This window comes from Vibrio sp. PID23_8 (assembly GCF_003584965.1).
In the GTDB taxonomy this organism is placed as follows: Bacteria; Pseudomonadota; Gammaproteobacteria; order Enterobacterales; family Vibrionaceae; genus Vibrio.
Window position 1 is genome coordinate 1 of record NZ_LIXE01000006.1, and the last position, 13249, is coordinate 13249.

General features: G+C 44.9%; 14 protein-coding genes. 10 read left to right on the top strand and 4 right to left on the bottom strand.

Annotated elements, in window-relative coordinates:
• Positions 1 to 129 precede the first annotated feature (129 nt).
• Together AK966_RS11695 and AK966_RS11700 are read right to left on the bottom strand one after the other, a co-directional pair.
• On the bottom strand, positions 130 to 750 hold the full coding sequence (locus AK966_RS11695) for an HAD family phosphatase (RefSeq protein WP_099078101.1): 621 nt from the start codon (positions 748 to 750) through the stop codon (positions 130 to 132).
• A gap of 216 nt (positions 751 to 966) precedes the next feature.
• A complete protein-coding gene (locus AK966_RS11700; RefSeq protein ID WP_119464203.1) occupies positions 967 to 1662 on the bottom strand; it encodes an NAD(P)H-binding protein in 696 nt (231 codons plus the stop codon).
• 581 nt (positions 1663 to 2243) lie between these two features.
• Here AK966_RS11700 and cobT point away from each other — a divergent pair.
• The 8 genes from cobT to btuD all read left to right on the top strand — a co-directional run bounded on the left by cobT (position 2244) and on the right by btuD (position 10265).
• Positions 2244 to 3287 carry a nicotinate-nucleotide--dimethylbenzimidazole phosphoribosyltransferase gene (gene cobT, locus AK966_RS11705; protein WP_119464204.1) on the top strand — a complete coding sequence of 348 codons (1044 nt, stop codon included), beginning with the start codon at positions 2244 to 2246 and terminating at the stop codon, positions 3285 to 3287.
• Positions 3288 to 3304: 17 nt separating this feature from the next.
• Positions 3305 to 4093, top strand: coding sequence for an adenosylcobinamide-GDP ribazoletransferase (locus tag AK966_RS11710; RefSeq protein ID WP_099078144.1), 789 nt, complete (start codon positions 3305 to 3307; stop codon positions 4091 to 4093).
• The gene (gene cobU / locus AK966_RS11715) at positions 4090 to 4623 is read left to right on the top strand and encodes a bifunctional adenosylcobinamide kinase/adenosylcobinamide-phosphate guanylyltransferase (protein ID WP_099078098.1); all 534 of its coding nucleotides are present in this window, start codon (positions 4090 to 4092) and stop codon (positions 4621 to 4623) included. The genes AK966_RS11710 and cobU overlap by 4 nt, the downstream gene beginning before the upstream one ends.
• 11 nt (positions 4624 to 4634) lie before the next feature.
• Positions 4635 to 5261, top strand: a complete 627-nt coding sequence (gene cobC, locus AK966_RS11720; RefSeq protein WP_099078097.1) for an alpha-ribazole phosphatase — start codon at positions 4635 to 4637, stop codon at positions 5259 to 5261.
• Between the two features lie 70 nt (positions 5262 to 5331).
• Positions 5332 to 7131 (top strand): M3 family oligoendopeptidase, encoded by a 1800-nt coding sequence (locus AK966_RS11725; RefSeq protein ID WP_119464205.1) that lies wholly within the window; start codon positions 5332 to 5334, stop codon positions 7129 to 7131.
• Between the two features lie 238 nt (positions 7132 to 7369).
• Positions 7370 to 8398 carry a succinylglutamate desuccinylase gene (locus AK966_RS11730; protein WP_119464206.1) on the top strand — a complete coding sequence of 343 codons (1029 nt, stop codon included), beginning with the start codon at positions 7370 to 7372 and terminating at the stop codon, positions 8396 to 8398.
• A gap of 102 nt (positions 8399 to 8500) precedes the next feature.
• Entirely contained in the window at positions 8501 to 9496 is a 996-nt protein-coding gene (btuC, locus tag AK966_RS11735; RefSeq protein ID WP_099078094.1) for a vitamin B12 ABC transporter permease BtuC, read from the top strand.
• Positions 9483 to 10265, top strand: coding sequence for a vitamin B12 ABC transporter ATP-binding protein BtuD (gene btuD / locus AK966_RS11740; protein WP_099078093.1), 783 nt, complete (start codon positions 9483 to 9485; stop codon positions 10263 to 10265). Before btuC ends, btuD begins: the two co-directional genes overlap by 14 nt.
• A 34-nt stretch (positions 10266 to 10299) precedes the next feature.
• On the opposite strand, the gene pilW is transcribed toward btuD, so the two are convergent.
• Both pilW and metA read right to left on the bottom strand, forming a co-directional pair.
• The gene (gene pilW / locus AK966_RS11745; RefSeq protein WP_099078092.1) at positions 10300 to 11022 is read right to left on the bottom strand and encodes a type IV pilus biogenesis/stability protein PilW; all 723 of its coding nucleotides are present in this window, start codon (positions 11020 to 11022) and stop codon (positions 10300 to 10302) included.
• Positions 11023 to 11171: 149 nt separating this feature from the next.
• Complete coding sequence (gene metA, locus AK966_RS11750) at positions 11172 to 12113, bottom strand: homoserine O-succinyltransferase (protein WP_099078091.1); 942 nt, start codon at positions 12111 to 12113, stop codon at positions 11172 to 11174.
• Between the two features lie 297 nt (positions 12114 to 12410).
• Here metA and AK966_RS11755 point away from each other — a divergent pair, with 297 nt between their 5' ends.
• Both AK966_RS11755 and AK966_RS11760 read left to right on the top strand, forming a co-directional pair.
• A complete protein-coding gene (locus tag AK966_RS11755; protein ID WP_099078090.1) occupies positions 12411 to 12746 on the top strand; it encodes a hypothetical protein in 336 nt (111 codons plus the stop codon).
• A 182-nt stretch (positions 12747 to 12928) separates the two neighbouring features.
• The gene (locus AK966_RS11760; RefSeq protein WP_099078089.1) at positions 12929 to 13225 is read left to right on the top strand and encodes a multidrug efflux SMR transporter; all 297 of its coding nucleotides are present in this window, start codon (positions 12929 to 12931) and stop codon (positions 13223 to 13225) included.
• The last annotated feature ends 24 nt before the right edge of the window (positions 13226 to 13249 follow it).

Below are 13249 nucleotides of genomic sequence, written 5' to 3' on the forward strand. Positions count from 1 at the left end.
GCTTCAATTTTAAATTCTTCTGGATATCTTTTGCTGCTCATAAGCACCTCTCTATTAGTCATTTTGTCTAACTAAAAGGTGTCTATCAAGTCGGTGGCTATTCAGAGGGAGCGATAAGGCACTCTTTCATTATTCTTCTCTAGTTTTAATTGCAGGGTAGAAGTCGATAATTTCGCCATGTTTGACGAGATAGCAATCCATCCCTGCTCTGTTAGCTGCCTGTCGACCAATGGTCGTATCTTCGAATACGACACACTTTTCGGTATCAGTATTGAGCTTTTCCGCAACTCTCAAGAAGGTATCTGGATTAGGTTTATGATTCTCTACGTCATCAGAAGTAACCAAAGCTTCAATGCGGCTCTGAATATCGGTGGCGTCTAGGATCTCTTTGGCATGTCGGTATTGAGCACCAGTTCCAATGCCTATCTTTTTAGAACGTTGATACTCTTTTAGAAGGTTGTATATTTGAGGAATAATATTTCCCTTGTTCTCAATCGCCTCAAAATTTGCAATTTTGTCTTTTGTAACAGCGATAGGATCGATTGTCAGCGCATAACGTCTGATAATCTCAAGTGCAACTTTGCGAGAGGGCATGCCACCCAGATCATCAAGCCACTCCTTGTCGTAGGGAATATTGAATTTATTGCAGGTTTGTTCCCAAGCAGCAGCGTGAGCGACCATAGAGTTTATCAAGGTTCCGTCTAAATCAAAGATAATTGCTTGGTATTTATCTAAATTTGGCTCTAGCATTCTTAACTATTTATTTGTTCACATTTAACGAAAATTGTACAGCTAACAAGGTGATTCGTACCAGAAGTTTTGGTTGTGTCGCAAATATTGATTGAGACATGACGGAGCGATGTTTTAGATACAATGACTCTGCGAGTGCATAGAATTACTCCCAGACCGAGTCGCCTAGTAACTTGTCATGCTACACGGGCATGCAGGAAGGCGAAGTGCCTAACGTCACTCGTAATGATGCAATAAATCGAGCATGTCACGTCTATGCAGATAGACCACAGGATCTTTCTGGTAGCTGAATACTTGATAAATCATCGCGTTGGCAACGTCTTTCGCGTTAATTGGAACGAAATCAGCCAACTTTCCTATCATAAGTGGGCGAATGACCTTGAAAACACTTTGAAGCAGCCTTTCATCTTTACGTGGCGTTGTCCGTTCTCCAACGAGAGGTCCAGGTCGAACAAAGACCACCTCTTCAAATCCTATCTTCTCAATGGTTTTTTCCATCTGCCCTTTGCAAGCGAGGTAATGGGATAAGGAGGTGGCATTTGCACCTAAGCTAGAGACAACGGCTAAGCGTTTCACCCCAATCATTTTCATTTGTTGCGCGACCTTACACACTAGCTCGACATCAACTTTACGTAAGTTTTCTTTGCTGCCCGCTTGTTTAAGCGTGGTACCCAAACAAATGAAACCAATTTTTGGCGTCGGTTGTTGTTCATCCCAGTGGTGGATAGAAAGGTCTGCATCGATGATAGGAATGATTTTATTTTCAGGATCAGATACCTCATCCAAAGTTCGACGAGAAAGGCAATACAAGGTTTCAATGCCAGACTGTGACACTAGGTTGGTAACGATTTCTTTACCTACTAACCCTGTCGCTCCGGCGATAATCACGCAGGCGTTTGTATCGTTACTCATGGTATTCTTCCTTATTGAGAACAGCTGCTTACGCTAGTGTAGCGTATTTCATCCCCCTCGGCATTTAAGTCGTGTTTAACTCATCAAAGTGACCCGCAGAGTATGCGGGTCGTGTGATTAGGAAAATGACAAGGGAATGGCTCGCCGGCGATGGCGTGGGGGATTAGACTTACTTTTTTTCGCGGGACGGCGACTTTGATTGGCAAACATGGTTCCTCACTTTTTAGTATTAGATACGCTGAACCAAGCATCTCGAGGTTACTTGGGTATACATAGCAGACAACGCTTTGGACTTGGTCTAAAGGAGTAAACTAATTTGGTAAATTCATGTGCTTATCAAAATGAAACTTAAAATGACAAAAACGCCTTTTAACACAGAAAATCAGATGAAATTGGGTAGAAGAGGGGTACACTTGTCCTATTTACAAATTAAGAGATTTTAAATCTCAAAAGATTTTCTAAGACCAAGGACGTCGCATGAACGTTAATTTTAGCACATTATCGCCAAGGTAGTTTTATCGCTTGGTTGGAACACGCTTTCTCTGTCGCTCGCCCAAAATAAATAGAAAGGAACCATCATCATGGAACGCTCTTTTGTCCCCGAAATTCAAGCGCGCATTGATAACAAAACCAAACCTTTAGGAGCACTTGGCCAACTTGAGAAGATCGCATTAGAACTTGCGCTCATTCAAAGTCAAGGTAAGTCACAAGCGGTTGACAATATAGAAATCTGTAATCCAATTATGCTGATCTTTGCCGGTGACCATGGTATTGCTGAAGAGGGCATAAGCATTGCTCCAAGCGCGGTCACACAACAAATGGTTGCTAATTTTTTAGCGGGCGGCGCAGCGATTAACTGCTTTTGCGATATTAACCAAATCGATTTTAAAGTGATCGACTGTGGCATGCTATCGCCAATCGATACGTTGGTTCCTGATTTTAAACATCATCCTAATTTGATTGAAAAGCGATTAGGTAACGGTACCGCAAACTTTTCTAAGCAAACCGCAATGTCTCTAGAGCAAGTTGGCTTGGGCTTAGAATTTGGTGCAAAAGTGGCTGAACAAAGCATTCAAAACGGTTCAAACTTACTCATGTTCGGTGAGATGGGAATTGGTAATACAAGCTCCGCTTCTGCACTGTTAACAGCACTCAGTCCTTTGGAAGTCGAGCATTGTGTCGGTTATGGTACCGGCATCGCTCAAGAGCAATTGAACCGTAAAATCAAGTTGGTTGCGCAAGCTGTGAGTCGTTGCCACGAGCTAGATGCCAAAGGCGTATTAGCGCAAGTGGGGGGATTTGAAATCGTGCAGATGGTGGGAGCATTTCTTGAAGCCAAGCGCCTTAAAACGCCAGTACTAGTCGATGGATTTATTGTCTCTGTTGCTGCTTATGTCGCGACCTTATTGGATGCAGAAACGCGTGACTACATGTTGTTTGCTCACTACTCTGAAGAAAATGGTCACAAATTTGTTTTGGAGTGCCTAAAAGCAGAGCCACTGTTAGATCTGGGTTTGCGTTTAGGTGAGGGTACAGGCGCTGCGCTGGCATTACCTCTCGTCAAAGCAGCCGCTCAGTTTTACAACAAAATGGCGAGCTTTGAGAGTGCAGGAGTAACGGTTTAGTGTCTTGTTCTGAAAATATGACGTCATCAGAAACTCGTTCGCTGCGGTATCAAGGCGAGCTTTTTCTGTTAGCGGTTAGCTTTTTTAGCCGTTTGCCGGTTCCTGCCCATTTACCTTACAGTGACGAACGTATGAATCAAGCGGGTCGATACTTCGCACTCGTTGGTGTGGTACTTGGCTTGCTATGCGCGGTGGTATTTTCACTGACTGCGCTTCTCTTTCCTCCTTCTGTCGCGATAGTGTTAACCATGGTTTTTAGCCTGCTGTTAACGGGGGCGTTCCACGAAGACGGACTGACCGATACGGCCGATGGTATTGGCGGTGGAATGACCATAGAGCGTCGTTTATCAATTATGAAAGACAGTCGCATTGGCACTTATGGTGCGGTGACGCTGGTGATGGCGCTGTTAGCAAAATTTGTATTCTGGAGCGAGCTAGTCAGAGTACCTCAGTTTTGGTTGATCATTGTCGTGGCTTATACCGTGAGTCGGGCATTGGCTGCCACGCTGATTTATGACATGCCTTATGTCAGCGATGCTGACACATCGAAAAGTAAACCGCTAGCGAATAAGCAATCAAGCTTAGAAGTGGCAATCTTGCTATTCACTAGTGGTGTTGTCGCGCTTTTACTTGGCGTGAGTCAGGCGGTGATCATCGCGCTGGTTCTAGCACTGTTTCGCATTGGCTTTAAGCGTTGGTTAACACAACGCATTGGTGGTTTTACGGGGGATTGTCTTGGGGCGGCTCAACAATTGTCCGAGCTACTTGTTTATCTCACTCTTATTGCGTTTTACCACATATCATGAAGCAACTCATCCTAGGCGGAGCTCGCTCCGGAAAATCCAGTTTGGCAGAAAGCAGAGCGCTGCACTGGGCGAAAGAAAACCAATCGATGCTGCATTATGTCGCGACGGCACTACCATTTGATGAAGAGATGCAGCAACGTATCACACACCATCAGAAGCAGCGAGGGGAAGGTTGGCAAGAGCATGAGTGCCCACTACATCTGCCAGAGCTTATTAGTAGCTTCGGCCTAAAAGATGTTGTGCTGGTGGATTGCTTAACGCTTTGGATTAACAACTGGATATTTGAATTGGGTGACGGTTGCTGTAATGAGCAGCTAGAAGCACAGATTGAAAAACTCGTAAAAGCAGTGTCTAGCTCAAATGCGACACTGATTTTTGTGTCTAACGAAGTGGGATTGGGCATCGTCCCACTTGGTGCAGTAAGTCGCTACTTTGTCGATAATGCAGGGAGAATGCATCAGCAGTTGGCTCAGGTGTGCGATCAAGTGACCTTTGTGGCCGCAGGCTTGCCTCTTGAACTGAAATCATAGAATATCAATACATGAAGACGCTTAATCTCTATTTAGTCCGGCATGGAAAGGTTGTCGCACCTCCTGGTTTACATGGCCAGACGGATCTCAAAGTGGATCACGTTGAGCAACTAAAAATAGCTCAAGCTTGGGAAAGGAGAGGGGAATCGGTAGCGGGTATCATCTCGTCGCCGCTGTCACGTTGTCACGACTTGGCGCAGATCATTGCAGAGCAGCAACTGTTACCGATAAATGTAGAAAACGATCTACAAGAGCTCAATTTCGGTGACTTTGATGGCGTGCCATTCGATACGATATCTGATCATTGGGCTAAGCTGAATGCTTTTTGGAACGCACCCGCGCAGCACCCCCTGCCAAATGCTGAAACCCTAGAAGCGTTTTACCAGCGCGTTAGTTGTGTTTGGTCTCAAATAATCAACGATATCAATGACAACTTGCTAATTGTCACGCATGGTGGCGTAATAAGAATGATTCTTGCCCACGTGTTGGGTGTAGATTGGCGCAATCCACGATGGTATTCGACATTAGCGATAGGAAATGCGTCAGTAACACATATAACGATTACCATCGATGATCAAATTTACGCCTCAGTTCGCTCTATAGGCGTACCATTTGTTGAAAATGAGTCACGGAAGTAGCCACGATCTCGAGCTCTACTGAGTTTAAGAGCGCGAAGAAGTGGCTCGATTACATCAAAAGGAACTACAAATGACCACTCCTAGTTGGGACTTATCCATCGTTTATAACGACCTTGCGGATCCACGAATTCAAGATGATATTGCACTGGTAGAGCAGTGTATCGACTTGCTTAACAAACAGTCGACAGATTGTCAGTCTGTAGACGTGATGCAAAATGCCATTTTAACCAGTGAAGCGGCAAGCCGTTTGGCAGGTACAATTGCTAATTTTGCCAACTGTTATTCCTCGGTGGATGCGACGAATGCTGAAGCAAAAGCGTTGCTTGGTCGAATGACGCGTCTGTTCTCGGAGCTATCCCAAGCATTCAGTGCGTTTGACTTAACATTGACGCACGCCGATGAAGAATTTATCGCTCGTGTACTTGATCACGAAAATCCAGACATCAGTGGACAAGCATTCTCAATTCTCAATTCGAGAAAGTTAGCCGATAGCCGTCTAAGTACAGAAGAAGAGAAGCTACTTGCGGCGATGAGCGTGGATGGTAAATCAGCGTGGGGCAAACTGTATGACAACCTAACTGGTTCACTAAAAGTGAAGTTAGAATATGCAGATGGAAACAGTGAAGAGCTTGGTTTTTCACAGGCTGCGAGCATCCTTTATGGCTCTGAGTTTGAACGACAAGAAGCAGCATGGAAAGGCGTGCAAAGTGCAATGGCTACTCACCGAGAGTCTTTTTCTGCGATTCTTAATGCCTTATCTGGTTGGCGTTTGACCGAAAACAAAAAGCGTTCGACGAAGCACGATGTTCACTTCCTTGACCCAAGCCTGCACGGTAGCCGAATCAAAGCTGAAACGCTTGATGCGATGATGAAAGTAGCAAAAGACAGCCGGGATGTTGGTCAGAAAGCGGGTCTGTTAATGGCGAAAGTGCACGGCTTGGATGAAATGAAACCATGGAATCACCTAGCGGCAATGCCAGCGTTAAGCGGTGAGGCAAAGGTTTATGGCTTCGATGAAGCGATAGACGTTATCTGTGAGGCATTTGAAACGGTTAATCCAGAGATGTCAGAGTTTGTGCTTATGATGGTTAAAAATGGCTGGATTGATGCAGCACCTAATGCTAACAAACGCCTTGGCGCATACTGTACTAAGCTGCCAGCGACTCGTACGCCATTGGTATTCATGACATGGAGTGGTAGCCGCTCTGATTTAATGACGCTTGCGCACGAACTGGGGCACGCATTTCACAACTGGGTTATTCGTGACCTACCGCTGTGTCAAACATACTACCCAATGACATTGGCCGAGACGGCATCTATCTTTGCGGAAAACATCGTTCGTGATCATCTGATTTCAAAAGCAGAAAGTGTGGATGACAAACTCGAAATGCTTTGGGAGGAGTTGTCTTCCGCGTTGGCATTGATGATAAATATTCCCGTTCGTTACGAGTTCGAGAAAGCCTTCTATGAGCGTCGCCAAAACGGTGAACTCACGGCAGATGACTTCTGTGAACTAATGTCTGAGACGTGGAAAGAGTGGTATGGCGATGTAATGAGTGAAGCGGATCCTTACTTCTGGGCGAGCAAGTTACACTTCTCGATTTCAGGTGTGAGTTTCTACAACTATCCGTACCTATTTGGCTTCTTATTTAGTAAAGGTATTTACGCGCAGCGCGAATCGAAAGGGGAAAGTTTCTACGGTGATTACGTCGCATTATTGCGTGATACAGGCAACATGATGGCGGAAGATGTGGTAACAAAACACTTATCGATGGACCTTACTCAACCTGAGTTCTGGCAGCAAAGTGTTGAGCTTGTGCGTGATAAAGTCGATGAATTTGAACGCTTACTTGCCCAGCGCAGTGAATAAACGCCAAAAGTTGATCAAATCATAATGATCATATTAAGGGCTGTGGTAAAATTCATAGCCCTAACACCTTGTAATTGTTTGGAAAATGAACGCCTCAATGCTTGATTCGAGAGCATGGCGCGAAAAGGTATGGGATTTTTGAGAAAATTGCTGGCTTCTGCTCATAAGTGGGATCGCAACGACAAAAATTCTTTGTACAATTTATTAACATACCCGCCGTGCTATTAAGGAGTAACGTATGACGAAGTCTCTCTTTCGCCAATCGTTTTTAACCGACACGTTAGCTGTAGATACTGATGTTGCTCCAGCGGAGCTGCTGCTGCCTAACGGTGTAACACTGAAACTTTATCAGCGTGGTGTGCTAGAAGTGATTCCTGATGAATATACGCAGGAAACCAAGAACATCATCATCTCATGTGGTGTGCATGGGGATGAAACGGCACCGATGGAGCTGGTGGATACTATGATCAAAGACATCGAATCAGGCTTCCAAAAAGTCGAGGCTCGCTGTCTGTTTATTATTGCTCATCCAGATGCAACATTGGCGCATACGAGATTCCTTGAAGAAAACCTCAACCGTCTGTTTGATGAAAAAGAACACAACCCAAGCAAAGAGTTGACGATCGCAGATACGCTTAAGTTGTTGGTGAGAGACTTCTACCAAGATACTGCGACCGAAACACGTTGGCATCTCGATTTGCACTGTGCAATTCGTGATTCTAAGCATTACACCTTCGCTGTTAGCCCAAAAACGCGTCACCCAGTGCGTAGCAAAGTCTTAATCGACTTTCTAGACAGCGCACACATCGAAGCGGTACTGTTGTCTAACTCCCCAACGAGTACGTTCAGTTGGTTTAGTGCTGAGAACTATGGTGCCCAAGCGTTAACCATGGAGCTGGGACGTGTGGCTCGCATTGGTGAAAATGACCTGGATAGGCTAACCGCATTCGACTTGTCTTTGCGCAATCTACTTGCCGAAGCGCAAGCTGAACACTTATCGAAACCTTGCATCAAGTACCGTGTCAGCCGCTCTATTGTTCGCTTGCACGAAGACTTCGATTTCATGTTTGATGACAACGTCGAGAACTTTACGTCGTTTGTGCACGGTGAAGTATTTGGCCATGACGGTGATAAGCCGCTGATGGCGAAGAATGATAATGAAGCGATTGTATTTCCGAATCGCCGTGTCGCGATCGGTCAACGCGCTGCATTAATGGTATGTGAAGTGAAGACTCGCTTTGAAGATGGCGAATTAGTCTACGATTGATGCCAAATAACCCTAGGTATTGGCAATTAAGACGACTAAGTTGTTTGCAATTTACCGAGGCTTAACTGTAAGGTTAAGCCTTGTTTGTATTTATCGGCTACTATGGATTTTCAACAACTTATCCTAAACAAGGAGCGACGCTGGCAGCGTAATCTTTTAATCATGTCAGTGATTCTCGTTCTGCTCTCTGCCATTCACCTGATGGTAGGAGAGGTTTTTCTTTCTCCTTTTCAATCTCTCTCAACATTTGAACAAAAACTCTTGTTGGATTTGCGTTTGCCGCGTCTTGTCTCTGCTGCCATTATTGGCGCAGCACTGGCCGTCTCTGGTGCAACGCTGCAAGTACTGCTTGGTAACGTATTAGCCGAACCGGGCGTGCTTGGGATCTCTGGTGGTGCGAGTTTGGCGATGGTGTTCGCCATGTTTGCCTTGCCCGTTTTACCTTCACCAATGATCTTTATGTTGGCAGCCATTGCCGGCTCAATGCTGTTTACGGTCATATTAGTTGGCATTGCGAGGGCGATGCATTTGACGACCGCGCGTCTACTCCTTGTTGGTGTGGCATTAGGTATTTTATCTAGCGCTATCGTAACTTGGGCATTCTACTTCAGCGATGATTTGAGTTTACGCCAGTTAATGTACTGGTTGATGGGCAGTATTGGTGGTGCGAGTTGGTATCAGCACTCCGTGACATTAGTGCTGCTACCAGTATTGATTTGGTTGTGCAGCAAAGGCAAACCGTTAGATAAGCTGATGCTTGGTGAGATTCACGCGACCCAGTTAGGTATCGATGTACACCAAATGCGTTGGAAATTGATCTTTGCTATTTCAATTTTGGTTGGAGGTTCTGTCGCACTGGGCGGCATCATCAGCTTTGTCGGTTTGGTTGTTCCCCATTTACTACGTTTAGCGTTTGGTACTGAAAATCGTTATCTCTTGCCATTGTCGGCGATTTCTGGTGCGGCGCTATTAGTGTTGGCGGATATCGGTGCGAGATTGCTATTAGATTCTGCCGAGCTGCCACTTGGGGTGATGACAACGACGATTGGCGCGCCTATTTTTATTTGGATGTTGGTGAAAAGCCATGATGCACGTTAAGCACATTACCGTAGGTAATCGACTTTTGCCACTTTCATTTGAATGTAAAGCTGGGGAGGTAGTGCATGTTGTTGGGCCAAATGGCTCGGGAAAAAGTACTCTATTGGGCGCGATTTCTGGTACGTTACCCCATCGCGAGCTCGTGAAGGGGGAAGTGATGATTGATGGTAAAGATCTGCTAGCCATGCCACTGCCAGAACAAGCACACCTGCGAGGCTATTTGTGTCAACAATCTAGACCAGCGTTTAATATCGACGTATTCCAATATCTTGCCTTATCTTTACCAAGTGGCACCAATATTGCTGATTCTAATATTACTCAGAGCAAAGTGCGTGATGCCTTAAACATGGTTGTGGCATTAGTTCAGCTACAAGATAAGCTTCATCGCAGTATTCAAACGTTGTCTGGTGGTGAGTGGCAACGCGTGCGTTTGGCAGGCGTATGCTTGCAAGTGTGGCGAACCATTAATCCTTTTTCTCAGCTACTGATTTTGGATGAACCCGCCGCGCCGTTAGATATTGCGCAAGAAGGTTTGCTCTATCAACTGATCAACGCAGTGGCAGCACAAGGCATTGCCGTCTTGGTTGCCAATCACGATTTGAATCGAACATTAAGGCATGCAGATAAAGTGCTACTGTTGAGTAACGGCGTCCTTTATTCATCTGGTACGGCTGATGAAGTATTAACCCAAGAGGGGTTGGGTGAGGTGTTTAAAACGCCAGTGAGAAAGGTGCTGTTAGAGAGCAAGCCGTATCTTATCTTTGAATAACGCTTTAGACCGTTTCTCACGAGTTAACCTGAACTCAGGTTAACTTATCCAATTGCTTTTGGTATTTTTGCTCCAATACTCTATTACCAGCTTCCCGCTCAAGCTCGACCATTAGTTGAAGAGAAGGTCGCTTAACGCCATACATTTGATTAAATCGCATTAAGCGAAGGCGTGCATCGGTGTAGTTTCCGCTATCAATCTCGAGCTTAGCTAATTGTAGAATCGATTTCGGGCGATGAGGATCATGATCAATAGCACGAGAGAAGTAGTATTTTGCCTTGTCTGGATTATTTGATTTTAACGCGCAGAACCCTGCGTTTTCATAACTTGCGGGAATGAGGTAGTAATAGGGCTGTTGGATCGCGCGATTGAACATTTGGTCTGCTTGTGGGAAATCGCCTCGTTTGCACAGGAAAGTCCCGTAATTGTTTAGAACATTTCCGTTATTGCTGTGTTGACGCAGGGAACGCTTATATATGTTTTCAGCTTTGCTATCTTCGCCCACCACCTCATAGTAATGGGCCATGGAGAGTTGTGCGCGGTAGTAGTTTGGCGCGTGCGTCAGTGCTTGCTGTAAGTTGTCGTGTGCCCGGATCATGCTACCACTGTTTAAATAACCAAGCCCAAGGGCAATACGGGATTCTGCCATAGTGACAGGATCGGCCTCAACGACTGGACCGTTCTCGTTTACTGTTACACAGCCGACGACGCCTAACTGACTGATCAGCAATAACGTACCAAGTTTTGTGAGCTTCATTTTTCATTCCCCATCCCTGAACCTTTTTGCATGATATGGATTACTAAACGAAAACCCATGCAGGATAAATGACAATGCGATCGGGCTTGCAAACTGGTATGAAAAAGCCGCCAACTGGCGGCTGAGTTCACAATCTCTAAATAACTTCTCTAATCATCTTTGGTAAAGGCGGACTCGCTGAAATGGTCGAGATCGTAAGGTGTTTGTTGGTAAACACAGTAGTTCAACCAGTTAGAGAACAGTAAGTGTCCGTGACTGCGCCAACTCGCAAACGGCGGGTTGTCAGGGTTATTGTTAGGATAGTAATTGACGGGCATGGCAGGTTCCATCCCTTCACTTAAGTCACGAATATATTCATTGTGTAGTGTATGAGAGTCGTATTCTGGATGACCAGTCACAAACACATTTCGTTTGTCTTTCGTGGTAGCCAAGTATACGCCTGCGACATCGGATGTCGCTAAGATATCAAGGTCGGTATGCGTTTCGAGAAACTCAAGTGAAAAGTCCGCATAGCGAGAATGGGGCGCTAAGAATGAATCGTCGAAGCCTCTCAACACAGGGTGGTAAGTGTTGTGAATTTTATGATGATATACCCCAGAGAGTTTTTCTTTGCGTGTTTTCTTCGGCAAATCGTAAAGCAGTTTTAAGCCGGCTTGCGCCGCCCAACAGACATAAAGTGTCGATGTCACATGGTCTTTCGCCCATTCCATGATGGTTTTGAGATGATCCCAATAGATAACGTCTTCAAACTGAACGAGGCCAAGTGGTGCTCCTGTGATGATCATACCATCGAAGTTTTTGTCTTTGACCATTTCAAATTGACGATAGAAAGTGTCTAAATGCTTTGTTGGGGTATTTTTACTCGGGCGGTTATCAATGCGCAGCAGTTCAACATTCACTTGCAGAGGGCTGTTTGAAAGCAGGCGCAGAAACTGAGTTTCTGTTTCAATTTTCTTTGGCATTAAATTGAGAATAAGCACTCGGAGTGGACGGATTTCCTGACTTGCCGCGCGGCTCTCGCTCATCACAAAGATGTTTTCTGTCCTTAAAACATCGGTAGCGGGTAGTTGATCTGGAATTCTAATTGGCACGGCTTTCTCCCTAAGCTTAACTTTAGACGTCTATACATCTAAAGTTAACGCAATTAATGCCGATTGTCGATACGCAAATGGCTATGATGCGTACGAAGGGGCTGTGGTGTGCGCTTCATGTTAAATCATCAAGTGTGATGGCTCCAATGTTTCTGATTACATCATATTGCAACGTTTGATTTGTATTTGGTGCACGTTATGAAAACAGGCTACTATAATTTTATCATCCTGACAGCAGCTAGAAATTAAAGGCTCTTCGGTACTACGCTAGTATTAATATCGTCAGTGGAGGACGTTATGTTCGGTCTTTTTAAAAAGAAAGAGAAAATTCAGAGCATTGCTCAGCAAGTGCCTACGGTTTTATTGCGCTCATTTGGAGATAAAAGTACTTATACACCAGAAGAAATCGATCAGGCGCTTTATGAATTCGGGTATGACAAACACAATGACATTTGTCGATTTCACTATGCTTACGGTATGTTTACCTGTCAGGATAATTATGAGCGTCTAGGATTGACGGAAGAGCTTGGTAATTATGGGCACTTTCAGAGAGAAATAGGTAAGATGCTGCTCAATACGCCGGAGCCAATTGACATGCAAATCTATTTTGCTATCGCGCAACAGCAACAATAAGTCAGGGTTGGTTGAGGTATTTGTTCGAACATGAACGCCGCTTAGCTGGCAGAACATTATTACCTGCTAAAATTTGACTTACATCACCTTTTTATGTTCGGCCATGCGGATTTGCTTATCATGCGCTATTCAGAGACTCCGATATTTCATCGAGTATATATTTGATTGCGCGTTGATTGTTTATGTTCAAAATGCTTGTTGCCATGCCTCCTATGATTTCTTTGCCTCTTGCAATCGTATGTGAAGTGATTGCCACTTCTTATATTCCTAAGACCGAACAGTTCACTCAAATGATGCCAAGTAAGTTGGTACGAATTGGTTATGGCATTGCATTTTTCTTACTATCTGTCACCGTGAAAAGCATGCCTGTCGGGATCGTGTATGTTAACTGGACTGGGGTAGGAATTGTTCTGGTCGGGACAGTCGGTTATCTCCTTTATGGGCAAAAACTCGATTTGGCTGCCATTGTAGGACAGTGATAAACAGCAGGTATATAGACAAAA